22 protein-coding genes and 2 pseudogenes are annotated in these 25,238 nt (G+C 61.3%); 5 read left to right on the top strand and 19 right to left on the bottom strand.

The genetic code is table 11. The features are described 5' to 3' along the window. Nucleotides 1–52 precede the first annotated feature (52 nt). The 13 genes from ccoP to R1T45_RS13435 all read right to left on the bottom strand — a co-directional run bounded on the left by ccoP (nt 53) and on the right by R1T45_RS13435 (nt 15,548). Entirely contained in the window at nt 53–955 is a 903-nt protein-coding gene (gene ccoP, locus R1T45_RS13495; protein ID WP_317389314.1) for a cytochrome-c oxidase, cbb3-type subunit III, read from the bottom strand. Then, nucleotides 952–1,140 carry a cbb3-type cytochrome c oxidase subunit 3 gene (locus tag R1T45_RS13490; protein WP_120351105.1) on the bottom strand — a complete coding sequence of 63 codons (189 nt, stop codon included), beginning with the start codon at nt 1,138–1,140 and terminating at the stop codon, nt 952–954. The genes ccoP and R1T45_RS13490 overlap by 4 nt, the downstream gene beginning before the upstream one ends. 10 nt (nt 1,141–1,150) lie before the next feature. Beyond that, entirely contained in the window at nt 1,151–1,987 is an 837-nt protein-coding gene (ccoO, locus tag R1T45_RS13485) for a cytochrome-c oxidase, cbb3-type subunit II (RefSeq protein ID WP_317389313.1), read from the bottom strand. 5 nt (nt 1,988–1,992) lie between these two features. Beyond that, the gene (gene ccoN, locus R1T45_RS13480; protein WP_259944339.1) at nt 1,993–3,603 is read right to left on the bottom strand and encodes a cytochrome-c oxidase, cbb3-type subunit I; all 1,611 of its coding nucleotides are present in this window, start codon (nt 3,601–3,603) and stop codon (nt 1,993–1,995) included. Nucleotides 3,604–3,723: 120 nt separating this feature from the next. After that, nucleotides 3,724–6,171 (bottom strand): FAD-dependent oxidoreductase, encoded by a 2,448-nt coding sequence (locus tag R1T45_RS13475; protein WP_317389312.1) that lies wholly within the window; start codon nt 6,169–6,171, stop codon nt 3,724–3,726. Between the two features lies 1 nt (nt 6,172). Continuing rightward, nucleotides 6,173–8,635, bottom strand: coding sequence for an FAD-dependent oxidoreductase (locus R1T45_RS13470; protein WP_317389311.1), 2,463 nt, complete (start codon nt 8,633–8,635; stop codon nt 6,173–6,175). A gap of 88 nt (nt 8,636–8,723) precedes the next feature. Next, a complete protein-coding gene (locus R1T45_RS13465; protein ID WP_132443370.1) occupies nt 8,724–9,311 on the bottom strand; it encodes a helix-turn-helix domain-containing protein in 588 nt (195 codons plus the stop codon). Nucleotides 9,312–9,402: 91 nt separating this feature from the next. Continuing rightward, nucleotides 9,403–10,668 (bottom strand): ABC transporter permease, encoded by a 1,266-nt coding sequence (locus R1T45_RS13460; RefSeq protein WP_067629396.1) that lies wholly within the window; start codon nt 10,666–10,668, stop codon nt 9,403–9,405. Further along, nucleotides 10,668–11,471 (bottom strand): taurine ABC transporter ATP-binding protein, encoded by an 804-nt coding sequence (locus tag R1T45_RS13455; RefSeq protein ID WP_067629395.1) that lies wholly within the window; start codon nt 11,469–11,471, stop codon nt 10,668–10,670. The genes R1T45_RS13460 and R1T45_RS13455 overlap by 1 nt, the downstream gene beginning before the upstream one ends. A gap of 112 nt (nt 11,472–11,583) precedes the next feature. After that, a complete protein-coding gene (locus R1T45_RS13450; protein WP_317389310.1) occupies nt 11,584–12,576 on the bottom strand; it encodes an ABC transporter substrate-binding protein in 993 nt (330 codons plus the stop codon). 428 nt (nt 12,577–13,004) lie between these two features. Beyond that, entirely contained in the window at nt 13,005–13,781 is a 777-nt protein-coding gene (locus R1T45_RS13445; protein WP_067629390.1) for a MetQ/NlpA family ABC transporter substrate-binding protein, read from the bottom strand. 41 nt (nt 13,782–13,822) lie between these two features. Further along, nucleotides 13,823–14,497 (bottom strand): methionine ABC transporter permease, encoded by a 675-nt coding sequence (locus tag R1T45_RS13440; RefSeq protein ID WP_317389309.1) that lies wholly within the window; start codon nt 14,495–14,497, stop codon nt 13,823–13,825. Beyond that, nucleotides 14,487–15,548: a methionine ABC transporter ATP-binding protein gene (locus tag R1T45_RS13435; protein ID WP_317389308.1), complete on the bottom strand. Its 1,062-nt coding sequence runs from the start codon at nt 15,546–15,548 to the stop codon at nt 14,487–14,489. Before R1T45_RS13435 ends, R1T45_RS13440 begins: the two co-directional genes overlap by 11 nt. 192 nt (nt 15,549–15,740) lie before the next feature. Between R1T45_RS13435 and R1T45_RS13430 the strand changes: the two genes are divergently transcribed. Together R1T45_RS13430 and R1T45_RS13425 are read left to right on the top strand one after the other, a co-directional pair. Then, on the top strand, nt 15,741–16,658 hold the full coding sequence (locus R1T45_RS13430; protein ID WP_317389307.1) for an MBL fold metallo-hydrolase: 918 nt from the start codon (nt 15,741–15,743) through the stop codon (nt 16,656–16,658). A gap of 57 nt (nt 16,659–16,715) precedes the next feature. After that, a pseudogene (locus R1T45_RS13425) lies at nt 16,716–16,877 on the top strand (MBL fold metallo-hydrolase); the annotation flags it as partial. 125 nt (nt 16,878–17,002) lie between these two features. On the opposite strand, the gene R1T45_RS13420 reads toward R1T45_RS13425, so the two are convergent. The 3 genes from R1T45_RS13420 to R1T45_RS13410 form a co-directional block, all read right to left on the bottom strand. Then, nucleotides 17,003–17,560 (bottom strand): hypothetical protein, encoded by a 558-nt coding sequence (locus R1T45_RS13420; protein ID WP_132443366.1) that lies wholly within the window; start codon nt 17,558–17,560, stop codon nt 17,003–17,005. 94 nt (nt 17,561–17,654) lie between these two features. Further along, nucleotides 17,655–18,380, bottom strand: a complete 726-nt coding sequence (locus R1T45_RS13415) for an RlmE family RNA methyltransferase (protein ID WP_317389306.1) — start codon at nt 18,378–18,380, stop codon at nt 17,655–17,657. Next, the gene (locus tag R1T45_RS13410; protein WP_067266266.1) at nt 18,380–19,498 is read right to left on the bottom strand and encodes a Ppx/GppA phosphatase family protein; all 1,119 of its coding nucleotides are present in this window, start codon (nt 19,496–19,498) and stop codon (nt 18,380–18,382) included. The genes R1T45_RS13415 and R1T45_RS13410 overlap by 1 nt, the downstream gene beginning before the upstream one ends. A 297-nt stretch (nt 19,499–19,795) precedes the next feature. Between R1T45_RS13410 and R1T45_RS13405 the strand changes: the two genes are divergently transcribed. Genes R1T45_RS13405 through R1T45_RS13395 form a run of 3 tightly spaced genes read left to right on the top strand, consistent with a single transcriptional unit; the run spans nt 19,796 to nt 22,142 of the window. Continuing rightward, nucleotides 19,796–20,092 carry a virulence factor gene (locus R1T45_RS13405; protein WP_067625152.1) on the top strand — a complete coding sequence of 99 codons (297 nt, stop codon included), beginning with the start codon at nt 19,796–19,798 and terminating at the stop codon, nt 20,090–20,092. A gap of 30 nt (nt 20,093–20,122) precedes the next feature. Then, nucleotides 20,123–21,052 (top strand): methylenetetrahydrofolate reductase, encoded by a 930-nt coding sequence (locus R1T45_RS13400; protein WP_317389305.1) that lies wholly within the window; start codon nt 20,123–20,125, stop codon nt 21,050–21,052. A gap of 10 nt (nt 21,053–21,062) precedes the next feature. Next, nucleotides 21,063–22,142, top strand: coding sequence for a methyltetrahydrofolate cobalamin methyltransferase (locus R1T45_RS13395; protein WP_317389304.1), 1,080 nt, complete (start codon nt 21,063–21,065; stop codon nt 22,140–22,142). A gap of 139 nt (nt 22,143–22,281) precedes the next feature. On the opposite strand, the pseudogene R1T45_RS13390 reads toward R1T45_RS13395, so the two are convergent. From R1T45_RS13390 to R1T45_RS13380, 3 genes and pseudogenes are all read right to left on the bottom strand, one after another. Next, nucleotides 22,282–23,075: pseudogene (locus R1T45_RS13390) on the bottom strand (SDR family NAD(P)-dependent oxidoreductase). Between the two features lie 64 nt (nt 23,076–23,139). Beyond that, entirely contained in the window at nt 23,140–24,135 is a 996-nt protein-coding gene (locus R1T45_RS13385; RefSeq protein WP_317389303.1) for a zinc-binding alcohol dehydrogenase family protein, read from the bottom strand. A 319-nt stretch (nt 24,136–24,454) separates the two neighbouring features. Continuing rightward, nucleotides 24,455–25,237: a dimethylarginine dimethylaminohydrolase family protein gene (locus R1T45_RS13380; RefSeq protein ID WP_132443361.1), complete on the bottom strand. Its 783-nt coding sequence runs from the start codon at nt 25,235–25,237 to the stop codon at nt 24,455–24,457. Nucleotide 25,238: the final 1 nt, after the last annotated feature.

The raw sequence follows: 25,238 nt of genomic DNA, 5'->3' as shown, positions 1-25,238 counted from the left end.
GCGCAGGCCGCTTTGATCTGCATCAATCCGCAGATCATTTTGTCATACCTACTCAATCGGCGGCTGCACCCTCGGCATCGACTGTGGCTTCGCCCCCGCCCAGACCGTGGACATAGGCGGTCACAGCGCGCACCTCGGCCTCGCCCAGACGGGCCTGCCACGGCGGCATCACCCCCATGCGCGGCGTTTTGAGTTGCCGCAGGATCGCATCATGGCTGCCGCCGCGCAGCCAGATCGCATCGGCAAGGTTCGGCGCGCCCATCTCACGGTCGCCAAGGCCGCGTTCCCCATGGCAAGCGCTACAGTTGTCGGCAAAGACTTCCGCTCCCGCCCGCGCCGCGCCCGCGTCATGCTCAAGCCCCGACAGGCTGCGAACGAAATGCACGGTGGCGTCGAGATCGGCCTCTTCCATCCAGTCAAAGGGCGGCATTTCAGAGAAGCGCCCGTCGGGATCATCCTCATTGCGGATACCGTGGCGCACGGTGTAGGCGATCTCCTCCATCGTGCCGCCCCAGAGCCAATCGTCGTCCAAAAGGTTGGGGTAGCCCGAGGCCACGACACCCCCCGCCCCCGCGCCGTGGCATTGCGAGCAATTGGCGGCAAAGACCGAGCGCCCGGCCTGCGTCGCGAAACGGTGCAGTTCTTCGTTGTCCTTCAGCACCGCCAGATCGACGGTCACGAGGCTCTGCGTCAGATCGGCGTTCGACAGGTCCACGCGGGCGATCTCGGCGGCGACCTCACCGCGGGTGGAATAGCCCAACAGCCCCGCCGTAGCACCCGAGACCATCGGCCATGCGGGATAGAGGATGGTATAGATCACGCCCCAGACGACGGTGGCGTAAAAGGTCCAGAGCCACCAGCGCGGCAGGGGCGTGTTCAGCTCTTCGATCCCGTCCCAACTGTGGCCTGTGGTCTCGGTCCCGGTGGCGGGGTCGATCTTGCGATTGTCGGTCATGGCTGGGCTCCGTCATGGCGGGCTTGGTCAGGCTCTTCGTTGCGAAATGGGACGGCGGCGGCATCGTCGTGCAGGGCGCGCGCGCCGGGGCGGAAGGCCCAACCAATGACCCCGAGAAAGATCAACGTCAGGATCAGAAGCGCCCAGCTGTCTGCCAGTTCGCGCAGGAAAGAATAGGTGTCCATGGCAAACTCCTCAGCGGGTGGCGTCGGGCACGAAGGTCGAGAAATCGACCAGCGTCCCGAGCATTTGCAGATAGGCGATCAGGGCATCCATTTCGCTGATGCCCGGCTGCCCGTCGAAGCTGCGCACCTGCGCGCCGGGGTAGCGTTCCAGCAGCCCGTCGTAGTCCCCCATGGGATCGACTTGCACTCGGAAATCGCCACGGACATTCGCGATCATCTCATCGCTATAGGGCACGCCGACCGTCCGGTGGGTCGCCACCAGATCGGTCACATCCTCAGGCTCAAGCTTGGCATCCATGAGAAAAGCGTATTTCGGCATCACGCTTTCCGGCACGACCGACTGCGGGTCCATCAGGTGATCGACATGCCACTCATCCGAATAGCGCCCGCCGACCCGCGCCAGATCCGGCCCGGTGCGTTTAGAGCCCCATTGGAACGGGTGGTCGTACATCGATTCCGCGGCAAGGCTGTAGTGGCCATAGCGTTCGGTCTCGTCGCGCATCGGGCGGATCATCTGGCTGTGGCAGACATAGCAGCCCTCGCGGACGTAAATTTCCCGCCCCGCCAGTTCCAGCGGCGAATAGGGGCGCATGCCGTCGACCTCTTCGATGGTATTCTCCAGCCAAAAGAGCGGCGCGATTTCGACGATCCCGCCGATGCTGACCACCCCGAGCGAGGCAATCAGCAGCAGGGTCGCATTGCGCTCGAACCGCTGGTGAAAGGTGATCGTCTGCGTCTCGGGCGGCAGTTCGTTGGGGATTTTGCCCGTCTTCACGCCTTCGCTGGCGGTTACGACCTTGGGATCGTCAGCGGGGTCATAGTTCGGGCTGTGGGGGTTCTTGGCCATTGATCTTACTCCGCTGGCAGGGCGACGGTGACGGGACGGGCTTGCGGGGCGCGGATGGTCATCCACATGTTCCAGACCATCACTGCACCGCCCGCGAGGTAGAGCACCCCGCCCAGACCTCGGACCACATACATCAGGAATTTGGCTTCGACGGTGTCGGCAAAGCTGTTGACGAGGAAGCCATTGGCATCGACCTCACGCCACATCAGCCCCTCCATAATGCCCGAGACCCACATCGACGCCGCGTAGAGGACGATGCCAAGGGTCGCGAGCCAGAAGTGCAGGTTGATCGCCGCCATGGAGTGCATCTGCGCCCTACCCCAGAGCCGTGGCGTCAGGAAATAAAGCGCGCCAAAGGTGATCAGCCCGTTCCATCCAAGCGCGCCGGAATGCACATGGCCGATGGTCCAGTCGGTGTAGTGGCTCAGCGAGTTTACCGCGCGGATCGACATCATCGGCCCTTCAAAGGTCGACATGCCGTAAAAGGCGAGCGAGGCGACGAACATGCGGATGATCGGATCGGTGCGGATCTTGTCCCACGCGCCTTCGAGCGTCATCAGACCGTTGATCATCCCGCCCCAGCTGGGCATCCACAGGATGATCGAAAACACCATCCCCAGCGTCGCCGCCCAATCGGGCAAGGCGGTGTAATGCAGGTGGTGCGGCCCGGCCCAGATATAAAGAAAGATCAGCGCCCAGAAGTGGATGATCGACAGCTTGTAGCTATAGACCGGGCGGCCAGCCTGCTTTGGCACGAAGTAATACATCATCCCAAGGAAACCGGCTGTCAGGAAGAAACCCACCGCGTTATGGCCATACCACCACTGCGTCATGGCATCCTGCACGCCCGCAAAGACCTGCACCGATTTCGAGCCCCAGATCGACACCGGGATGGCGAGGTTGTTGACCACATGCAGCATCGCCACGGTGATGATGAAGGCCAGAAAGAACCAATTGGCGACATAGATATGACGCTCGCGCCGCTTCAGGATCGTGCCGAAGAATACGGCGAGGTAGGTTAGCCAAACGATGGTCAGCCAGATGTCGACGTACCACTCCGGCTCGGCATATTCTTTGGACTGGGTGGCCCCCAGCAGATAACCCGTGGCGGCCAGCACGATGAAAAGCTGATAGCCCCAAAAGACGAACCACGCCGCGTTCCCACCCCAGAGCCGCGCCGAAGAGGTGCGCTGCACGATGTAGAACGACGTGGCGATCAAGGCATTGCCCCCAAAGGCGAAAATCACCGCGCTGGTGTGCAGCGGGCGAAGCCGGCCAAAGTTCGCATAGGGCTGCGCCCATTCGATATTGAGGGCCGGAAAGGCGAGCTGAAAGGCGATGAAGGTACCGACCAGAAACCCCACCACGCCCCAAAAGGCGGTGGCAATCACGCCATAGCGGATCGGACCATCCATATAGCCCTGCGGCGCCATGGACACGGCAGGCCGTGCATCCTCAACAGGCATTCGGCGCAACTGCCAAAAGAACAACCCCGCCGCCACCAGCATGATCAGCAGGGCATGGACCATATAAGCCGGATCGCGCGCCCAATCCGCCCCGAGTGCTGCAAAAAACACTATAAGCGCAAGCACGATCAACTTGAGCGTATCGAACATATTCCGAATCCCTTCATCTTTGGGAGACGGATCGCATGCGGCTGAGACCACCGCTTTGATCTATGTCAAAGAGGGCGGCATAAGCCTGCGAAGGGCGCGATTTCTGGGCGGGCGCGGGGCCTAGCTTTTCGAGCGCGCCCCGCTGGGATCATACATCGGTTTCAGGCTCGCCTCGGCCTTGATCCGGCGGCCCGCGACGTCGATCTCATAGGTCGAGCGCAGCAGGTCGGGGACGCTTTCCCCTTCGCAGGGCACATAGCCCAGCCCGACCGCGCCGCCCAAGTGATGCCCGTAATTGCCCGAACTGAGATAGCCCGCGAGTTGCCCGTCCCGCAGGATCGGCTCGGCGTGATACAGCAGCGGCTCCGGGTCCGTCAGACGGAATTGCACCATTCGCAGGGTCAGCCCCGCCTCCTTCTTGCGCAACACCGCGTCGCGGCCAATGAAATCGGGCTTGTCGGTCTTCACCGCAAAGCCCAAGCCCGCCTCCAGCACATGGTCCTCGCAGGTGATGTCATGGCCGAAATGGCGAAACCCCTTTTCGATCCGACAACTGTCCATCGCGTGCAGCCCGCAGAGTTTCAGCCCATAGGCCGCGCCTGCGTCGATCAGCACCTCAAAGACATGGGCCGCCATTTCAGTGCTGACGTAAAGCTCCCAACCCAGTTCGCCCACGTATGACACGCGGTGCGCCCGGGCGAGCCCCATGCCGATCTCGATCTCCCGCGCCATGCCGAAGGGGTGCGTCTCGTTAGAGAAGTCATTGGGGGATATCGCCTGCAACACCTCCCGCGCCTTTGGCCCCATAATGGCGAGGACCGCTTCGCCCGCCGTCACATCCGTGATCACAACAAGGCGCTCGCCCGTATGACGGCGCAGCCATGTTTCATCCGCCAGCCGCGTCGCGGCGGGGGTGACGACGAGATAGGCCGTTTCGCTGAGCCGCGTCACGGTGACATCCGCCTCGATCCCGCCCCGAGGGTTGAGGAATTGCGTATAGACAATCTTGCCCACCGGCACCGCCATCTGCGCACCGCAGATATGGTTCATGAAAGCCTCGGCCTCTGGCCCCTCGACCCGGATCTTGCCGAAGGACGACATATCATAAAGCCCGACGCCCGTGCGGATGGCGGCGTGTTCGGCGGCTTGATTGTCGAACCAGTTCTGCCGCCCCCAAGCGTAGCGGTATTCACGCTCTTGGCCGGCATCCGCAAACCAATTGGCCCGCTCCCAGCCCGCAAATTCGCCCATGACCGCGCCATGCTCCTGCAGATGTGCGTGCACCGGGCTGCGCCGGATGCCCCGCGCGGTCGCCTTTTGGCGATAGGGAAAGTGGTCGGCATAGAGCAGGCCCAGCGTTTCGGTCGACCGCGTCGCCAGATAGGTCTTATTGCCCTGAAACGGCTGCATCCGCGCAATGTCCACATCGCCCAGATCAAAGGGTTTTTGCCCGTCTTCCATCCATTGCGCCAGCGCCATGCCCGCGCCGCCCGCCGACTGAATCCCGATAGAGTTGAACCCGGCGGCGACCCAGACATTGTCCATCTCGGGGGCCTGACCGAGGTGATAGGCATCATCGGGGGTGAAACTTTCGGGACCACTGAAAAAGGTGTGAATCCCCGCGTCCGCCAGCAGTGGCAACCGTTTGACGGCCATCTCAAGGATCGGCTCGAAATGGTCGAAATCTTCGGGCAGTTGGTCAAACTCGAAACTCTCTGGAATACCCTGCAGCGCCCATGGCTTGGCGACAGGCTCAAACGCACCAAGCAGGATTTTGCCCGCATCCTCTTTGTAATAGGCATATTCATCGGGGACACGCAGCACCGGCAATTCGCGCAAGGAGGGAATGGCTTCGGTGACGATATAGAAATGCTCACAAGCTTGCAGCGGCACGTTGCTGCCCAGCATCCGGCCCACGTCCCGCCCCCACATGCCCGCGCAATTGATGACATGCTCGGCCTCGATCTGCCCCGCGCTGCCATCCTCCCCGGCCCAATCTACTGCTGTGACCCTACGCCCCGCGCGCACCACGCCAGTGGCCTTGACTCGCTCCGCCACGATCGCGCCACGCGCCCGCGCGCCCTTGGCCAACGCCAGCGCGATATTGGCCGGATCGCCCTGCCCGTCTTTCGGCAGATAGACCGCGCCGGTCATGCCTTCGGTCTCTACGTGGGGATACTTGGCGTGCACTTCCGCGGGGGTGATTTCCTCGACCTCCACGCCAAAGGCGCGGGCCATGGCGGCCTGACGCAGGATTTCCTCGCGCCGCGCAGGTGTCAGCGCGGCAGTGATCGACCCCACGCGCTTGAACCCCGTGGCGACCCCGGTTTCCGCCTCAAGCGCGCCGTAGAGTTCTTGGGAATATTTCGCCAGCCGCGTCATGTTCTGCGTCGCGCGCAGCTGCGCGATCAGCCCTGCCGCGTGCCATGTGGTGCCAGAGGTCAGCTGTTTGCGTTCCAGCAACACGACATCGGTCCAGCCGAGCTTTGTCAGATGGTACGCGACCGAACAGCCGATCACGCCACCGCCGATGATGACGGCGCGGGCTTTGGAAGGCAGTTGTACCATTTCAGACCTCCTGCGCGCGGATGCGGGTGTTTTCACTGTCCCAAAGCGGCGCGTCGGGCTGCACCGTGGCGCGGTAACTCTGGCCAAAGATTTCCACCGTGAGGTCGGTGCCCGGCACGGCAGCCTCGGCCTGAACCACCCCGAGGGCGATGGAGGCATCGACGCGGTAGCCATAGCCGCCGCTGGTCACTTCGCCCACAACCCGGCCCTTCAGGCGCAGTGTGGCCATCGCTGGCGCGTCTTGTGGATTGCCCTCAACGACCAACGTGACGAAGCGCCGCTGCGGCCCCGCCGCCCGTTCGGCAACCAGCGCCGCTTTGCCCGGAAACGCCTGCGGTTTCTCCAACCGGATGAACCGGTCCAACCCGGCTTCCAGCAAAGTGTATTCCTGCGACAGATCGCCTTTCCAGGTGCGGTAGCCTTTTTCAAGCCGCATGGAATTGAGCGCGAACATCCCGAAAGGCACGGCCCCACCCGCGATGACCGCATCATAAATCGCGGGCATATCCGAGGGCGCCGCGTGGATTTCCCAGCCCAACTCGCCTGCGAAACAGACCCGCGCAAGCAACGCGGGCTTGCCCTGCACAGATGCCTTTTGATGGCTGAGCCACGGCAATGCCAGATCGGCATCGGGAGCCAGTGGTGCCAAAAGCGCACGGGATTTCGGGCCACAGAGGATCAGGGTCGAGACTTGATCTGTTTGATCCGTGAGGCTGATCGCCCCCCCTTTGGGCAACGCATCGCGCAGCAGTTCAAAGTCATGCCATTGCGCGGGGGCGGCGGTGATCAGGGTGAATTCATCTTCCGCATGCCGCAGGATCGACATTTCGGTCAGCACCCGCCCCCGGCTGTCGGGGAAATAGCCCAGTGTCATCCGCCCCACTTTGGGCAGCGCGCCTGCGATCCGCCCCAGCAGCCAGTCCGCAGCGCCCGGTCCCGCCAGCGCAAAGCGTGAGAAACCGGGCAGGTCCAGCACGCCGACATGGTCGCGCACCGCCTCGACCTCAGCCCGGACCCGGACGGCCCATGGGCCAGCCCTGTCCCATGTCTGGGTCGCCTCTTCCGAGGTATCATCGCCGGGTTTTGCGAACCAATTCGCCCGTTCCCACCCGTTGTAGGCGCCCATCTGACCGCCCGCTGCGCGCAGGCGGTCATGAAACGGCGACAGTTTCTTATCGCGCCCCGCAGGCCACGCGTGATGCGGGAAATGCATCGCATATTCATGACCATAGGTCTCTAAAGCCTTGGCGAGGGTGAAGTCGTGATCGGCATGGGCAGTGAAGCGGCGCGGGTCGACATCCCACATGTCCCACTCCGTCTCACCCGCCATGATCCATTCGGCCATGACCTTGCCCGCGCCGCCGCCCTGCGCGATGCCGAAGGTAAAGCTATGCGCCTCAAAGGCATTTGGCACGCCGGCCATCGGGCCGAGCATCGGCAAGCCATCGGGCGCATAGGGGATCGGCCCATTGATCACCCGCCCCACACCGCTTTGGCCCAAAAGCGGCATCCGCGCCATGGCGTCTTCGATATACCATTCCAGCCGGTCCAGATCATCGGGGTAGAGCTGAAAGCTGAAATCCTCGGGCATCGGATCGTCGGGGGTGATCCAATGGGCTTTGCAGTTGCGCTCATAGGGACCGAGGTTCAGACCGTTCTTGTCTTGCCGCAGGTAATAGGAACTGTCCACATCGCGGACCATCGGCATTTTGTGGCCCTTTTCGGCGGTCCATGCGGCCAGCTCGGGGATTTCTTCGGTCAGGAAATACTGATGGCTCATCACCACGGCAGGCACCCGGCGGCCGCCATGGGGGCGGAACCATTCGCCGACCCGCTGCGCGTAATAGCCGGCAGCGTTGACCACCTTCTCGCAGCGGATATCGCCCTTTTCGGTATGGACGATCCATTCGCCCCCATCGCGATCTATGCCGGTGGCGGGGGTAAAGCGGTGAATTTGCCCCCCTGCCTCCCGCGCGCCTTTGGCAAGGGCTTGGGTCAGTTGTGCCGGGTCAATGTCCCCATCCAAGGGGTCCCACAACCCGCCCGCAAGGTCATGTAGCTCTATGAACGGGTTATGCTCTTTCAGCTCGGCGGGGGTGCACATCTCCATCCCCAGCCCCTGCGCGCGGGCCATGGAGGCGACATGTTCAAACTCCTGCATCCGTTCACGACTATGGGCCAAACGCAGCGCCCCGGTCACGTGGTAGTTGATCGGATAGCCCACCGCCTCGCCCAAGCTGCGGTACATCTCTAGCCCGTAGCGCTGCATGTTCATCACCGCCCATGAATTCGAGAAATTGGGGCAATTGCCCGCCGCATGCCAAGTGGAGCCCGCGGTGAGCTCGTTCTTTTCAAGCAGGACGCAATCGGTCCAACCCGCACGGGCAAGGTGGTAGAGGGTCGAGACCCCAACCACGCCGCCCCCGATGATCACGACCCGCGCCGTTGTCGGAAAATCAGCCACGTTCAGCTCCCTTTGCCAAGCACTGCCAAAGGCTGACCAAAGGCGCCCCCGGTCAGTTTGAAACCATTTGAATTGATAAAAACCCGGTTCAGTAAACCGGCGGAGAGATCACCCAGACCACCACGGCAGGCGTGTCGTAGGGGTTGTCCCAAGTGTAATATTCGCCCCGAATGCGAAAGCTGTCGCCGGGGCAGACGGTAAAGCTGCGCTCTGCAATCTTCAGGTTCAACCGGCCGGAGATGACAAAGCCCACCTCCTGCGTTTCGCGCATGACGGGCGCCTCCAGCCCCGAATAGGCTGCAAAGGTCGAATGGATGACCTCGAAACTGTCGGTCAGATCGGGGGAAAGCAACTCTTCCGTCAACCCGTTGGCCGCACTTCCCATGGCCCGCCGTGCCCCGGCGCGCACAACATAGCCGCGTTCCTCGGGGGTCACTGTCGCTTCGCCAAAAAGCAGAGAGACCGGCACGTCCAAGATCTCGGCCATGCGTCGCAGGTCTGAGATGGAGGGAGTCGAGATATCGCGTTCGACCTGACTGACCCAGCCAACGGAACGGTCCAACGCCTCGGCCATATCGGTCAGGGTCAGTCTGCGCCCCTTGCGGATCGCGCGTAAATCGGCCCCCAGTGAGCGTGGCGCCGTGGCCTCGGCCCCCTGCCTTTTCGCTCGGGTCATGTGAAAATATCCTCCATTTTTTCACTGTGGCGCGGAATTCGGCGTCTGGCAAGTGTTTCTCCTCGAAAGCGATGAACTGAGGCGGGCGGGGTTAAGACCGCCCCTTCCAAGGCACCAACAGCCGCTCGGCCTTGCGCATCAACATGTCGATGCCAAAACCGATGACGCCAATCAGGATGATCCCCATCAGTACGATGTCGGTCAGCTGGAATTTGGAGGCGACCATGATCATCATCCCAGCCCCCTTTTCTGCGGCCACCAGTTCGGCGGCCACCACCGTGCCCCAGCAGACGCCCATCGCCACCCGCGCCCCGGTAAAGATCTCGGGCAAAGAGTTCGGCACGATCACATGGCGCATGATTTGCGCCTTGGACGCGCCAAGCGAATAGGCCGCGTGGACCTTGGTGATATTCACCCCCGACACGCCCGACCGCGCAGCGATGGCCATGATCCATAGGGCCGCAAGGAACAGCAGGATGATCTTGCCCACCTCGCCGATCCCCGCCCAGATGATCACCAACGGAATCAGCGCAAGCGGCGGCACGGGTCGCATGAATTCGACAATCGGATCGAACCACCCGCGGAACCAGCCCGACAGGCCCATGGCATAGCCCAGCGGAATGCCCACCAGCGCCCCAAGGGCAAAGCCCACGACAACGCGGAAAAGCGAATAGCCCAAATGCTCCCACAGGGTGCTGTCCCGGTAACCTTGGCTGGAAATCTCACCCAACCGGGCGACCACGGCCTCAGGTGGCGGCAGCCAAATCGGCTCCATCTGCCAGCCCTTCGCAGGCTCAAAATTAAGCGTGCCCTTGGGCGACATGCCGACGCGGCCAAAGTCAGTCAGCACCTCCCCACCCGGCACGATCTGCTGGCCGTTCACCGCGACGACGCGGTGCCCGACATCGCGGCCCTTCTCGTCATTCTTATCGACGCGCAAAAGCCCCGACCGCCATGCGCCGATGGTGAAAGCGTCATTCTTGGCCCAGCCTTCGCCGGGATCGACCTGCGGCGTATCGGCATCTTCGCCCACGGGATGCACCAAGACGGTGATCGTCGCATCATCGCGGCTGCCGTCTTCGGCCTCTGCGGTATAGGTCAGCTCGGCCAGCCCCTCAAAGGGGCCGGGCGCATGCAAAAACCGGGGCAGCAGCGACGAGCCGGTAAAAGCGCCCCACAGCAAAAAGATCGTTAGGATCGAGATTACGCTGGCGGTGCGGTTCGAGGTGACAGCGCTTTCATCGCCAAAGGTGACGGTCTTGCGCGCAACAAATCCATTCGCAGTCTGGTCGACGGCAAGACGCACCAAAAAGAATGAGACGGCAAAGATAACGATATAAATCAGCAGGATAACCATTATGCGTCCTCCGTCCGGCCCATAATCTCTTCTTCCATGTCCCAGATCATACCAAGGATCTCTTCGCGTCTTTCGGCGAATTCTGGATGCTTCTTAACCTCGCGCAGATCGTGGCCCACCCCCAGATCGGCAAAGGGCAGACGGTATTCGCGGTGAATGCGCCCCGGACGCGGCGCCATGACCAAGAGCCGCTCGCCCAGCAGCAGCGCTTCTTCGACCGAATGGGTGATGAGGATGATGGTCTTGCCCGTCTCTTTCCAAAGCTTCAGCACAAGGCTTTGCATCTTTTCACGGGTCAGGGCATCAAGCGCGCCCAAAGGCTCATCCATCAGGATCACGTCGGGATCATTTGCCAGACAACGCGCCAGCGCCACCCGCTGCTGCATCCCGCCGGAAAGTTCGTAGATCGCCTTTTCCTTGAAGTCCCGCAGCCCGACGATATCGAGCAGGTGGTCGACCTCGGCCCCGTATTGCTTTTCGCTCTGCCCCTTCATCCGAGGGCCAAAACTCACGTTCTCGCGCACCGACATCCATTCAAACAGCGCACCCTGCTGAAAGACCATGCCCCGCTCTGCATCCGGCCCGGTCACGTTGTGGCCATTCAAAACGATCTCGCCCGAGGTTGGCGCAAGAAATCCCGCAACGATGTTCAGAAGCGTCGTCTTGCCACAACCCGAGGGGCCCAGCACCGACATCAATTGGCCTTCGGCAAGGTCAAGCGATACGTTTTCAAGCGCCTGTACGTGACCGCCATTGGGCAGGTCGAACCGCATCGACAGATTTTCGATTTTTAGTCCCGACATGCCGCCCCGGTGCCCCCTGCTATTTTTCTAAGACCGCTCCCGCCTGCCCGGCTCTTCGGCTACAACGAACCGGGCAAAGATTGGGGGCGGCCCCGTATTGAGCCGTCTTGGCTTACATCTCGCCTGCGGCCTGCAACGGACCGGTGTTGACCGCGTCGTCGTAGCTGTCGAGCGCCGCGTCGATCGCGCCCGCTTCGACAAAGACATCTGCGACGCCTTTCATGAACTCCTGCGCGCCACCCCCGAGCCATTTCTCTCCCATCTGGTCCTCAAGCGAGGGGAAGGTGAAGGTCGCGATCGTTTCCATCGTGGCGTCTTCGTCCATGCCGGCGTCCTTGGCGATCACGGGCAGCATCTTGGCTTGATTGGCCTCATCGGCCCACATCGCATTCGCTTCTGCCGTGACTTTCAGGAAAGCAGACACCGTATCGGAATTTTCAGCCACCCAAGACGCCGGGCCAGAGGTCACGTCGAAAACGAGAATGCCCAGTTTTTCTTTCTCGGCGCCCGTCAAAAGGATATTGCCATGCTCCAGCATCCGCCGCAGAGAGCCGCCCCAGCCGCAGGCCATATCGACCGAACCCTGCGCGATGGCTGCAGCGCCATCAGGCGGCGCCATGTCGACCACATCAAGCGACCCAACATCGACGCCGAAGTGGCTCATTTGTTTGAGAAAACCATAGTGCGCAGCGGTGCCGAGTGGCACGGCGACCTTCTTGCCTGCCAGTTCCGCGACGGAGGATTTATCGATCTCTAACTCCTCCCGGATCACGCAGTTATCATTCTCGGAATAGCTGACTGCGACATCAAGAATCTGAATATCTTGCCCCGCCGAGGTCGCCACCACGAAGGGCGGCACGCCTTGGCTTACCGACATATGCACATCGCCCGACGCCATCGCCGCCGACATGGCTGTGCCGGAGTCGAAGCTGACCCAATTCACACTGGTGCCAAGGGCTTCGTCATACATTCCCTCGGCCTTGGCATATTGGAACGGCATTGGCCATTCGAGGAAATACCCCACGGTCAAATCCTGCGCGGCAGATTGGGTGACACCCATCACAAGCAGGCTGGCGGCGGTGCCCATCAGTTTCACGGTCTTCATGATATTCTCCCTAGGTCTGTTATGGTCGCTTCTTCTAATTGAACGTCCCGTTCACATGTTTCGCGACCATCGGCCCCTGTCAGACATCAGGAAGGGCAAGCCCCGGGTCATGTGAAAAAACCCCTCGTGATTTCACGATACGGGTGGAATTGAACTTTTCAACAAAATTCTCACGCCGCAACGCAACATAATTTTCATGTTAAGAAGTCTGCGTAGAATTTAGCCGGGGGCACTTTTGCCCCTCGCAACGATAGGCGAGAGCTACGCGGTATTCCTAAACAGTAATTTAATTGTTTTGGCCGACCGTCAAACTCAACCTAATTGGAGAGGGAGTCTTAACCTGCCGAATTGCAGCCCCTTTGGGGCGATGGTGATCTCGACCCGCGCGGGGCGGGTCAAGTCTGTCGTGACGCTCTGAAAGCGCGCGTTTACCAGGAGGTGATAACAGTGCCCTGATAGCTTTCATCGATGAAGGCTTTGATTTCATCGGAATGATAGGCCTTGAGCAGTGTCTCAACCCATGCGGCTTCCTCGTCGCCTTTACGCACGGCGATGACGTTCACATATGGGTTCTCGGCGCTTTCCATCGCGATGGAATCTTCCTTGGGGCTCAGACCCGAGGCAATCGCGTAGTTGGTATTGATCAAAGCCGCATCCAGATCGGCCAGCGACCGCGGCAGTTGGGCGGCATCAAGCTCTTTGAAGGACAGGTCCTTGGGGTTCTCGGTGATGTCGAGCACGGTCGGCACCAGACCTGCGGCCTCATCCACCTTGATCAGACCCAGTTCTTGCAGGACCAGCAGCGCGCGGCCACCGTTTGTGGGATCGTTCGGGATGCCGAATGTGGCCCCTTCTTCCAGATCGGCAAGCGCGGTGATCTTGTCCGAATAGACACCCATGGGGGTCGTGATGGTGTTGCCAACGACGCTCAACTCAAAGCCGCGGTCTTTCATCTGCGCTTCAAGATAGGGCACGTGCTGGAACGAGTTGGCCTGAATGTCGCCATCGGCCAGCGCTTGGTTCGGGACCACGTAGTCAGAGAATTCGACCACATCGATGTCCAAGCCCATCGGCTCGGCGATACGGGCGACCTCTTCCATGATCTCGGCGTGCTCGCCGGGGGAAACGCCGACTTTGATTTCCTCGGCGGCAAGACCGGTGGCCATCAGCGCCAGAACGGAGGTGAGTGTCGTAAGACGAAGCATAGTAGTCTCCTTAGATTGAGAGGGCGGGTGTAAGGCGCGGCCTATTGGCCGCCGCTTTTGGTGGCCCGTTTGTCCACGGCGCTGGCGATACGCTCGCCTATGGACTGCACAAGCTGTACCAAGACGATAAGGATGATCACGACGATTGCCATAACGTCAGGCATAAACCGTTGATATCCATATCGAATACCAAGGTCTCCCAGCCCTTCGCCCCCTACGGCCCCGACCATGGCGGAATAGCCAATCAGGCTGACAATCGCCAAGGTCAGGCCCAGCGTGATGCCGGGGAGCGCTTCGGGCAGCAGCACTTTGCGGATGATCTGCAGCGGGGTCGCGCCCATCGCGCGGGCGGCTTCGATCAACCCGGAATCGACCTCACGGATCGCGTTTTCCACCAGACGCGCGATGAAGGGGACCGTCGCGATAGTCAGCGGCACAATGGCCGCCGTGGTGCCGATAGAGGTTCCGGCCACCATGCGGGTAAAGGGAATGATCGCCACAACGAGAATGATAAACGGAACGGAGCGCGTGGCGTTCACCACCAGCCCGAGCCCCTTGTTCACCCAAGGCGCGGACAGCAGTTCCCCGCGTTGCGAGGTGGCCAGAAACAGCCCCAGCGGCAGGCCAAAGACCGTGCCAAGGATCGCGGATACCGCCACCATATAGAGCGTTTGCCCCGTCGCTTCGATCAAAAGGTTAATCAGATTAGCCGACATAGCCCAGCACCTCCGTCAGAAGCCCGTGTTGTTCCAAAAAGGCGCGCGCTTGGGCGGCCTGCGCCACCGGCAGAGACACCAGCAGGTTGCCGAAGGGCCGGGTTCCGATCTCTTCGACAGCGCCCGCAAGGATATTGACCGGAATGCCCATATCCTGCGTCAGCCGCGCCAACATCGGATCGGTGGCATGGGCGCCTGCAAAGGTGACGCGGATCACCTCTTCGCCGCCCGTTGCAGGGGCGGTTTGGGTCAGCCGTTCTTTGACGAAAGCAGGCAGGGTGACGCCGGTCACGCCCGAAAGGAAGGACCGCGTCGTCGCGTGTTGCGGCGCGGTGAAGATGTCATAGGTGGCCCCATGTTCGACGATCTGGCCCGCCTCGATCACCGCCACATGGCTCGCGATGTCGCGCACCACGGCCATCTCATGGGTGATCAGCAGGATCGTCAGCCCCAAATCGCGGTTGATGTCCTTCAAAAGCGACAGAACCGTTTGGGTGGTCTCAGGGTCCAGAGCCGAGGTCGCCTCATCCGAGAGCAACACTTTCGGCCCGGTGGCCAAGGCGCGCGCGATGCCGATCCGCTGCTTCTGGCCGCCCGAAAGCTCTGCCGGGTAGCGCCCCGCCTGCGCGCTTAGCCCGACCCGGTCGATAAGGTCCGCCACACGCGGTTTGATCTGCGCGCTCGGCATCCCGGCCACTTCGAGCGGCAGCGCAATATTGCCCGCCACGGTACGTGAAGACAGCAGGTTAAAGTGTTGAAAAATCATGCCAACGTCACGTCGGATCGCGCGCAACTTGCCGCCTTTGGCGGTGCTGACATCCTCACCGCCGACCAGCACGTTGCCGGTGGTCGGACGCTCCAACCCGTTGACCATGCGCAGCAAGGTCGATTTGCCCGCCCCCGAACGCCCGATGATCCCGGTGATTGAGCCCGGTGCCACGTCGAGGGATATCCCCTCAAGTGCATTCACGGTCGCCCCGCCTGCTTTGGTAAAGGCCTTGCCGACCTTGTCAAAGGCGATCGAGGCACCTTCTGTTGTGATATCAGTCATTTTCCGTCCGGGTCGGGGTGGGTTTCGAGTGGTGTCCCCTAGATAGAACCCCTGCCCCCGATGCAAGCCACGATCATGCATAGCTGCCTTGTTTTGCACACCTATCTCTTGCCGGGGCATTCGCCCCTTGTGCCGTTAGCCGATGAGGATAATTATATTCACGAATCGGAATGAATGCGGGGAGGGCATAAGATGAAGGTCAATAGACGGACGGTGCTGGCAGGGATGGGCGCGGCGGCCCTTGCCCATGGCCCGCTGCGTGCCTTTGCCCTAACCTCTACCCAGATCGGTGGGTATGAGTTTGTCAGTGTGAGCGACGGCAATCTGCTGCTCCCGCGGAGTTTCTTCTTTGAAGGTTTGCCGCAGGAGGAACTGGCGCAGGTTTTGGCGCCCTTTGATCTCCCTCAGGACCAGTTGGCGCCGCCCTGCAACCTGACGCTTTTGCACAATGACGACCGGGTGATCCTCTTCGACGCGGGCGCTGGCCCCGCCTTTATGCCATCGGCCGGATCGCTTTCAGAGAGCTTAGACGCGGCGGGCATCGCCCCGGAGGCGGTGACCGACGTTGTCTTTACCCATGGCCACCCGGATCACCTTTGGGGCGTGCTGGACGATTTCGACGATCTGGTCTTTCCCAATGCGCGCTACCACATGGGTCAGGTCGAATGGGACTATTGGCGCGATCCGGCGACCGTGGACACAATCGGCGCAGCCCGCGCCGCCTTTGCCGTCGGAGCCGCGCGGCGGTTGGCGGCGATCGCGGACCGGGTGGCCCATTTCTCCGACGGAGATGAAGTGCTCCCCGGCATCATGGCACAGGCGAGTTTCGGGCATACGCCCGGGCATATGTCGTTCCTGCTGGGCAGCGGTAGTGACGCGATGATGATCGGCGGCGATGCCATCGGCAATCACCATCTCGCCTTTGCCCGGCCCGGCTGGGCCAGCGGATCGGACCAAGACCCCGAGCGCGGTGCCGAAACCCGCCAGCGGTTGCTGGACCGGCTGGCGGACGAACAGATCTGGCTGATGGGCTTTCACCTGCCACAGGGCGGTCTGGGCCGGGTTGAACGCCGTGGCGAGGGCTATCGTTTCGTCGGAGCCGCGCGATGAAGCGGTTCCTTTGCATCACCGCCCAACTGCTCGCCTAAAACACCACGACCGGTAGAAATTGCGGACAGATACCTCGGCTCGTCGCTCTACGACAATCCCTATGCGGTCGTCCCCGGCGCGCGCTCTGCCGTCGGCGCGACCGCCCCGTAGACCTATGAAAACGCGAGCCATAACAACAATCTAAGCTTCATCGCCACCGGCGACGAGGTTGTTTTGCTGTATTTAATAGTCCCAGACTTCACTGTCATGTTTCGATAATCCTAGCCAAAGCGCTCGCAAGCACCAGTTCGGCCCCGCTTACCCTAAGGACCCGAGGGCGGATCACGCCCAGGCATAGGGTGGCATCAGAAAAAGGCAGCCGCTTCCAACTCCACCGTGATTACCCCGATGATCGCTCCGTTGGATGGTTCTGTAATGGGCATCGAAACACGGCTTTGATGCGCTTTGGAGCCTTCATCGATGGCCACTTGATCGATTACGAACATCCCCGATGGTGGCGTGAAACGATTGCTGTTCTTGGGCTTGCCGCCTTTGAAATAGACCGATGCGGTGCCGCTGGTGACGACGGTCAACCCATAGGCGTCAAGCAGCGCCACTTCGGCAATCTGACCTTTGGCGCGGGCAATCTGCGCCGCTAAGAAGGCTACGGCGACAGGGGCCGTTGCTTGGCTCGTCGGGGTGGCCTGCGCGGTCGCTGCGGCAGATGCGGCGGCCAAGACATTCATCTCACGGTGTCGCTGGTTCTGCTGCGCAATCGCGTCGACGATGCGGGCGTCATTGACCCAAGACAGCAAATCCCGGTCGATATAATCGTTCAGCGCCCAAGGCACTTCGGACGCGGTAACCTTGAGCCCGGAACACAGGATGAAGATGAGCGATACAAGTGGCAGGTGTCGAAGCATCGGGGAGCCCTCATGAGGTTGGCGGCGCGAAGACCGCGGGAGAGCTACACCCTAGCGTTCGATTGGTTTACGCCTCATGAACGGCGATGACCGCTTAAACCTCTTCGCCCTTAAACCCCGTTGCCACAACGAATTTCTCTGATGAATCCGGTCGGCTTGCGGGCGGTTTGATATTGGCGACCTTGGTGAAACGGCGCTTGAGCAGCTTTTGCAACTCGCCCTCCGCGCCCCCCGCCAGCACCTTGGCCACGAATGTGCCGCCTTCTTCCAAGACGTCGAAAGCGAAATAGGCCGCCGCCTCGCAGAGCGAAATGATGCGCAGGTGGTCGGTCTGCTTGTGCCCCGAAGAGGCCGCCGCCATGTCGGACATGACCACATCCGCCTTGCCGCCCAGCCATTCCTTTACCTTGAGGTCAGCGTCGTCTTTCATAAAGTCGAGCTGGTGCAGCTCGCACCCCGCGATCGGCTCCATCTCTTGCAGGTCGACGCCCAGAATGGTGCCCTGCGTCTTGCCCTTCTTCTCGCCCAGCACATTGCAGCGTTTGACCGCGACCTGACACCAACCGCCCGGCGCGGCGCCAAGGTCCACCACCCGTGCACCGGGGACAAGGAAACGATATTTATCGTCTAGTTCCATAATCTTATATGCCGCCCGCCCGCGATAGCCTTCGGCCTGCGCGCGTTTGACATATGGATCGTTCAACTGCCGCTGCAACCAGCGGGTGGAACTGAGCTTGCGCCCGCGTGCGGATTTCACCTTGACCTTGAGGTCACGCTGACCGCGCCCCGAGGTGTTCTTTCCGTCCGGTGTCTTGGCCATCAAAAGACCCCTTCTTCTAATACGCCATCGGCGCTCATCTGTGCATATAGCAGGCCTTCGCGCAGACCGCGATCCGCAACTGACAGCCTGTCGGTCGGCCAGCAGCGCATCAAGGCTTGCAGGATCGCGGCGCCCGACATGATCAGGGCGGCGCGGTCTTGGCCGATCCGCGGATCGGCGCGCCGCCCGCCCGGCCCCATGGCGATATAAGAGTGGATCACCTTGTCGATCTGCGCGCTGGTCATGCTGAGGCCATCGACCTTGGTCCGGTCATAGCGTTTCAGGTTCAAGTGGCTTGCCGCCACGGTGGTCACGGTGCCCGAGGTGCCGACGATCTGAAACCGCTTTTGCGACTGGATCGTCTGATAGGGTGTGAAATCGGTGAGGTTCTCTTCGAAAAACCAGCTCATCAGGGCGAAACGCGCGGCGTCGTCTTCGACGTCAGAGAATTGGTCGCGCAGCGTCGCCACGCCCAGAGGCACGCTGATCCAATCCACCACCCGTGCGGCAGGCACATCAGATTTCGCCTGATAGAAGCCGCCCTGAAGCCGCATGATCGACCGGGCGCGATCCGCCCGAGGGACTTTGGAGATGTCGATCCAGACCAGCTCGGTCGAGCCGCCGCCGATGTCGACCACCAGCAGGTTCTCCGTCTTGCGGCTGACCAGCGGTGCGCAAGAGATCACGGCAAGTTGGGCTTCTTCCTCGGGGCGGATGATATCGAGCTTGAGACCCGTCTCGCGCTGGATACGGCGCATGAACTCTGCGCCGTTTTGCGCGCGGCGACAGGCTTCGGTCGCCACAAGCCGCATGTTTTGCACCTTATTGCGCCGCAACTTCTGCTGACAGATACGCAATGCTTGAATGGTGCGCGCCATCGATCCGCGCGACAAACGCCCGGTTTTTTCCAAACCGGCACCCAATTGTACCGATTTTGAGAAACTGTCCACCACATGGAAACCGCTGCCACGAGGCTGGGCGATCAACATGCGGCAGCTATTTGTACCCAGATCTAGGGCCGCATATAGCTCATTAGATCTGGGCGGAACTGGCGCGGGGCTCAGAGCCGGAATGTCTTTGTCGAGCGCACCCGCACCTTTGGGACGCTGTGGCGCCATGGTTACGCGCCTTTCATATCGAGTTGCCCCCAAGGTATTCCCTGCGCCGGGCCGGTGCAAGTGGTCGCAGTGCCTTGGGCCAATTTCCGCGGCGTCCTGCGCCATGCCCCAACTCTTCGGCATCTCAGGACCACCTCACAATCATCTTGAGAATAATGGGGGCGCAGGGCCCTCGTGATGGCCCGCCCGATGCGCTATCACGAGCCCCAAGTCGCGGATGGGTCGTGTTTCGTCGAAAAACGGCCCTGTCCTGACCGCGACGCTCGTTAGACAGGTTTAAACCGGAGGAATTGTCCCATGCCCGCAGTCACCATCGTTTACTGGCGCGATATCCCCGCTCAGGTGATCGTCGGCAAGGGCCGCCGTGGGTCGAAACGCCCCCTGCCCGAACGCTTTGAACAGGCGATCGACCGCGCGGCGATGAAGATCGGCGCCGGAGATTCCGACGCTTATCTGGCGGAATGGCGCAAGGCGGACCCCTTTGAGGTTGAAGGCGATCCCGATGCCATCGCCGACGCCGAAGCCGCCCGGATCGACGCGGAATACGACCGCGACCGGATTAAGCAACTGATTGACAACGACGGCTGGGCATAGCCTGCCAGCCCTATGATCAAGGACACGCTCATGGCACTTTTGAACTTCCGCAAAAAGGAAACACCGGCCCCGCAGGCGCCGGTGGCCGAAGTCGAGGCGCTATTGAAGGACTATTCGATTGAGGTGATGCCCCGCACCGCCGAGAAGGTCGAGGATTTCCGTGCTCTGCTGCCGGAAGGCACCCGTGTCTATATCGCCCATATCGATGGCACGCCGATCGAGGATATGGTCGCCACCGCCGCACGGCTGAACGCCGATGGCTTCAACGTCATGCCGCATTTTCCGGCGCGCATCATCAAGGACCGCGCCACACTGGCCGATTGGATCGCCCGCTATCAAGGGGAAGCAAACGTGCGCCAAGCGCTGCTTTTGGCGGGCGGTGTTACCACTCCCGTAGGGGAATTCAGCGACTCCATGCAACTGATGGAGACGGGCTTGTTTGATGAGGCCGGTTTCACCCGGTTGCATGTGGCGGGCCACCCAGAAGGCAACCGCGACATTGACGCCGACGGTGGCCGACTGAATGTAGATGCGGCGATGAAATGGAAGAACGACTTTCAGTCTCGCACGGATGCCGAAATGGCCATTGCCACACAATTCGCCTTTGAAGCGCAGCCGATCATCGAATGGGCCGACAGCCTTAAAGCGGCGGGCATCACCCTGCCCATCCACATCGGAATCGCAGGCCCTGCCAAGCTGCAAACCTTGATTAAATTCGCCATCGCCTGTGGTGTCGGACCATCGCTGAAGGTGCTTCAAAAGCGCGCGATGGATGTCACCAAGCTGCTGTTGCCATATGAGCCGACAGATGTGATCAGCGAATTGGCCGCTTACAAAACAGCGCATCCGGACTTCAACGTCACTCATGTGCATCTTTTCCCGCTTGGCGGGATCAAGACCAGTGCCACATGGGTCCAAGAAAACGGCGGCGCCTCTGGCGTACCCGCCGACGCAGCCTAAAGGAAGTTACATGACCAGAACCGTCATCGAATCCAAGACCAAGACCGCCGTCATCGGCTTTGACGAGCCGTTTTGCGTGATCGGAGAGCGGATCAACCCCACGGGCCGCAAGATCCTCAGCCAAGAGCTTGAGCAAGGCGATTTTTCCCGCGTCGAGGCCGACGCCATCGCACAGGTCGCCGCCGGAGCTACGGTCCTGGATGTGAACTCGGGCGCGGTTTTCTCCAATAAAATGGCCGAAGACCCCCGCTATGCCGACAACAACTTCGTCGAGCCGATGCTGATGCCGGAACTGATCAAAGTGGTGCAAAATGCCGTCGATGCGCCGATCTGTATCGACAGTTCGGTCCCCGGCGCGCTCGAGGCAGGCTTGCAAGCCTGCGAAGGCCGCCCGCTGCTGAACTCCGTCACCGGAGAGGAAGAGCGGCTGGAACTGGTCCTGCCCTTGGTCAAGAAATACAACGTGCCCGTGGTGGCGATCTCCAACGACGACACCGGCATTTCCGAAGACCCGGATGTGCGTTTCGCCGTGGCCAAAAAGATCGTCGAACGTGCCGCCGATTTCGGCATCCCCGCCCATGACATCGTGGTCGACCCGCTGGTCATGCCGATTGGCGCCATGGCGACGGCGGGCCATCAGGTCTTTACCCTCGTGCGCCGCCTGCGTGAGGAATTGGGCGTGAACACCACCTGCGGTGCGTCCAACATTTCTTTCGGTCTGCCCAACCGCCACGGGATCAACAACGCCTTCCTGCCGATGGCCATGGGCGCTGGCATGACAAGTGCGATCATGAACCCGGTGGCCGTGCCGCTCAACGCCGTCAAGATTGCCGAAAAGCGCGCCGAGATGGCCGCCGCCGGGATCATCCTGCCCGAAGAGATGGATGACGAGACCTTCGTGACGCTCTTTAATCTGGGATCGACCAAGCCCCGTCCGGGCAAGGAGATGGAGGCCATCCGCGCCGCCAACTTCCTCTTTGACCGTGACCCCCATGGCAGCGCATGGATCGAGTTCAACAAGGTCGCCCCCAAGGCCGGCCAAGAAGGCCGAGGCCGCGCGGGCCGCACCGGCGGTCGCCGCCGCCGCTGAGCCCGCTCGGAACGATGAAAGGCCCCCCCAGCATCGCTGCGCGGGGCCTTTTGTTGTCGGCGTTCATGGAGAGCCGTTTTTTCAGATAGGTAAACGGCGGAAATCGATCGCCATCCCGAAGGCGACGGCCCTGCAAAAGCTAGTCCGCCCGGTTCTGGCTCACGAGCTCTTGGATCGCGGCCATAACCGCCGCGACATGGTCGGCGTCCGCTCCGGCACTATGCGGTTCATTAAAGCCGCCCATATCATTGTCGAAATACTTTCCCGAAGCCTTTGAAAAATCTTCCGAAAGCGCGGCACGGCAAAGGATGTCGGCGCCGATGCTCAGGTCATTTCCAGCAACGCCAAAGCCTTCCTTAACCATTTTGGACGCCAACAGCGACCCGGGATTGACCGCGATGAAGAGCGGGCCATCCTGATGTGCGCGGGCCATTTCCTGAGTCCAGATCGTGATCGCCAATTTGCTCTGCGCATAGGCCGCCATATCGTCCAAGGTGCCGTTGCCCCGAAGAGCGGCCACATCCACCGGTGCCTGCGCGGCAGAGGAAAGGTTCACCACCCGGCCCGCTTTGGGCAGTACCGGCAGCAAGAGTTGAACCAGCAGATAGGGCGCTAATGTGTTGACCACAAAACGCGCGTCTAGCCCCGCTTCGGTGCGCGGATCGGGCAGTTTCAGGACACCTGCATTGTTGATCACCACGTCGATCTGGCTGTGATCGATGCGCAGCGCCTCTGCCAATGCCGCGACCTCATCCAACTGCGACAGATCTGCACGGTAGGTCTGGGGGGTGCCGCCCATCTCGGCCGCCGCTGCGCTTAATTTTCGGCGCTGCGCCCGTGCAGCAGCACGGTGTGCCCCTGCCCGCTAAGTTTCTTTGCCGTCAGCAGACCGATGCCGTCGGTCGCGCCGGTGATGAGGATGGTCTTGGTCATGGCTTTCTCCTTATCGGGGTCTCTGCGCGTCTCTGCGATGGCGCGGGATGCGTCGGTCGGACGATCACCAACCGCCCAAAACCTGCTTGCCGATCACCCGCCCGCTTTCTTGCCGCAGATGAGCGGCGCGAAGGTTCTCTACATTTATCACGCCCGCATGTTCGGTCACGGTAGATTGCAACCTGCCCGCGTCGATCATCTGGGCCACCCGGTTCAAGAGGTCACGCTGCGCGGTCATGTCTTCGGTCTGGAACATCGACCTTGTGAACATAAACTCCCAATGCACGCTCAGAGCTTTGGGTTTCGCCGCTTTCATGTCCAGCGTCTCGGGGTCGTCGATCAATGCGATCTGGCCGCGCGGGGCAATGGCTTCGATGATGGCTGGCCAATGCATGTCCGTGGCTGTCAGCGCGGCAACATAGCTGGGCGCGAGGTTGAGATCGGCAAGCTGCGCCACCAGATCACCCCGGTGATCCACCACATGATCCGCCCCCATCTTGCGCACCCAGTCTTGGGTTTCCGGACGCGAGGCGGTGGCGATCACGGTCAATCCGGTCAGCGCCTTGGCCAATTGGATAAGGATCGACCCCACGCCCCCGGCCCCGCCAATCGCCAAAAGCGCCTGCGCCTTACCGGCGCCTTCCGTCAGCCGGAAAGCATCAAACAGCATTTCCCATGCGGTGATCGCGGTCAGCGGCAGACTGGCGGCCTCAACGAAATCGAGCGTTTCCGGCTTTCGCCCCACGATCCGGGCATCAACCGCATGAAAAGCGGCGTTGGTGCCTGCACGGGTCACATCCCCGGCATAGAACACCGCATCCCCGATGGCGAAATCCGTAACCTCTGTGCCCAAGTCGACGACCACCCCCGCCGCGTCGAACCCCAAGACCTTTGGGCCGCCATCGGGGGCGGAATGCGCGCGCAGCTTCACATCCACCGGATTGACAGAGATGCCTTTTACCTCAACCAAAAGATCGCCCGGCCCCGGGGTGGGGCGGTCGATTTCCAACGCCTCTAAAACCTCTGCCGCGCCGGTGGTGTTATAGCCGATGGCTTTCATTTCGATTGTCCTTCTTTCCGAATTACGTGGTTGGACAGGAGGTATCAGTTCGCCGGACTGTATAAACCGGGGCGAAACCGGATTGAGTTTATCGAAACGCAGGATAATGGGGACGCAAGGCGCCTGCGCAGTGCGCACTCCGCACAGGCTCCCAAGGTCAAAAGCTGTCGACTGCAGAACGGTCAAACCGCATCAACTCATATCGCTGAGAGATATGGCGGAGGCGGTTTGACCTTCGCCCCCTCTACACGAAGGTATTCGTCACCGCAGAACGCTGCACTCACGCAAGGGGATCAAACCTTCCAAGCGACCCTCAGTATCAGAACCTTAGCGACAGGCATGACATGCCGCCGTCCAGTTTGGCGCATTCCGCATTACTGATCTCGACCACTTCAAAGCCTGCTTTCGTCAACATTTCCGCGGTGCGGGGGAAGCCCGCAGGACAGAGCACATATTGGTTAAACCGGATGCTATTGGCGGCGGCCTCTTCGCCCTCGGCGGTGTGCAACACGCGGTAGCCTTCGAAACAGCCCGAAGCGTCGAGCCGTTTGGTGCTGAGGATGGTGTCCCCATCGAGCAGTGAGCAATCGGTCTTGAAATGCAGCACGCCGGGTGGCGTAAAGACCTCGCGGAGGCTATGGCCCCAGTCCGAGACGATCCGCGTGAGCTCGGCCACGCCTTCGGCATCGGTGCGGTCTGATCTGCCCACCAAGATCTCGCGCCCGGTGACCAGAATGTCGCCTCCTTCGATATGGCCGGGGCCTTCAATCTGGCGCAGGTCACTGTAAAGGGTGCTCAGGGTCGGTGCCATTTCGGCCACCTCTCCCATGCGGCTCGGTGCGCCGGGGCGCATCAGAACGGCCCCCTTTGGCAAACAAAGCGCGGTATCCTCAACAAAGACGGAATCGGGAAAGGCGTCCAGCGCGGGCAGTTCGATCACCTCAGCGCCGGTTTCTTTCAATGTGGCAACGTAATGCGCATGGGCCTTTTCCATCTGCGCAAGATCGGGGGTGCCGATGTCCTCGGCGCGCAGACCATCGACGATGCTGGCGGCGGGGCGACGGGTGACGGCGCGGGTGAATTCATAGGTGGGGTCTGTCATG

The organism is Sulfitobacter sp. LC.270.F.C4 (genome assembly GCF_032922545.1).
Classification (GTDB): Bacteria; Pseudomonadota; Alphaproteobacteria; order Rhodobacterales; family Rhodobacteraceae; genus Sulfitobacter; species Sulfitobacter profundi.
The sequence above is the reverse complement of the archived record's forward strand: the minus strand, read 5'-3'. Positions and strand labels throughout refer to the sequence as shown.

Coding starts and splice junctions, on each gene's coding strand:
- ccoP (WP_317389314.1), bottom strand. CDS start 955: ATGACCGACAATCGCAAGATCGACCCCGCCACCGGGACCGAGACCACA.
- R1T45_RS13490 (WP_120351105.1), bottom strand. CDS start 1,140: ATGGACACCTATTCTTTCCTGCGCGAACTGGCAGACAGCTGGGCGCTT.
- ccoO (WP_317389313.1), bottom strand. CDS start 1,987: ATGGCCAAGAACCCCCACAGCCCGAACTATGACCCCGCTGACGATCCC.
- ccoN (WP_259944339.1), bottom strand. CDS start 3,603: ATGTTCGATACGCTCAAGTTGATCGTGCTTGCGCTTATAGTGTTTTTT.
- R1T45_RS13475 (WP_317389312.1), bottom strand. CDS start 6,171: ATGGTACAACTGCCTTCCAAAGCCCGCGCCGTCATCATCGGCGGTGGC.
- R1T45_RS13465 (WP_132443370.1), bottom strand. CDS start 9,311: ATGACCCGAGCGAAAAGGCAGGGGGCCGAGGCCACGGCGCCACGCTCA.
- R1T45_RS13460 (WP_067629396.1), bottom strand. CDS start 10,668: ATGGTTATCCTGCTGATTTATATCGTTATCTTTGCCGTCTCATTCTTT.
- R1T45_RS13455 (WP_067629395.1), bottom strand. CDS start 11,471: ATGTCGGGACTAAAAATCGAAAATCTGTCGATGCGGTTCGACCTGCCC.
- R1T45_RS13450 (WP_317389310.1), bottom strand. CDS start 12,576: ATGAAGACCGTGAAACTGATGGGCACCGCCGCCAGCCTGCTTGTGATG.
- R1T45_RS13445 (WP_067629390.1), bottom strand. CDS start 13,781: ATGCTTCGTCTTACGACACTCACCTCCGTTCTGGCGCTGATGGCCACC.
- R1T45_RS13440 (WP_317389309.1), bottom strand. CDS start 14,497: ATGTCGGCTAATCTGATTAACCTTTTGATCGAAGCGACGGGGCAAACG.
- R1T45_RS13435 (WP_317389308.1), bottom strand. CDS start 15,548: ATGACTGATATCACAACAGAAGGTGCCTCGATCGCCTTTGACAAGGTC.
- R1T45_RS13430 (WP_317389307.1), top strand. CDS start 15,741: ATGAAGGTCAATAGACGGACGGTGCTGGCAGGGATGGGCGCGGCGGCC.
- R1T45_RS13420 (WP_132443366.1), bottom strand. CDS start 17,560: ATGCTTCGACACCTGCCACTTGTATCGCTCATCTTCATCCTGTGTTCC.
- R1T45_RS13415 (WP_317389306.1), bottom strand. CDS start 18,380: ATGGCCAAGACACCGGACGGAAAGAACACCTCGGGGCGCGGTCAGCGT.
- R1T45_RS13410 (WP_067266266.1), bottom strand. CDS start 19,498: ATGGCGCCACAGCGTCCCAAAGGTGCGGGTGCGCTCGACAAAGACATT.
- R1T45_RS13405 (WP_067625152.1), top strand. CDS start 19,796: ATGCCCGCAGTCACCATCGTTTACTGGCGCGATATCCCCGCTCAGGTG.
- R1T45_RS13400 (WP_317389305.1), top strand. CDS start 20,123: ATGGCACTTTTGAACTTCCGCAAAAAGGAAACACCGGCCCCGCAGGCG.
- R1T45_RS13395 (WP_317389304.1), top strand. CDS start 21,063: ATGACCAGAACCGTCATCGAATCCAAGACCAAGACCGCCGTCATCGGC.
- R1T45_RS13385 (WP_317389303.1), bottom strand. CDS start 24,135: ATGAAAGCCATCGGCTATAACACCACCGGCGCGGCAGAGGTTTTAGAG.
- R1T45_RS13380 (WP_132443361.1), bottom strand. CDS start 25,237: ATGACAGACCCCACCTATGAATTCACCCGCGCCGTCACCCGTCGCCCC.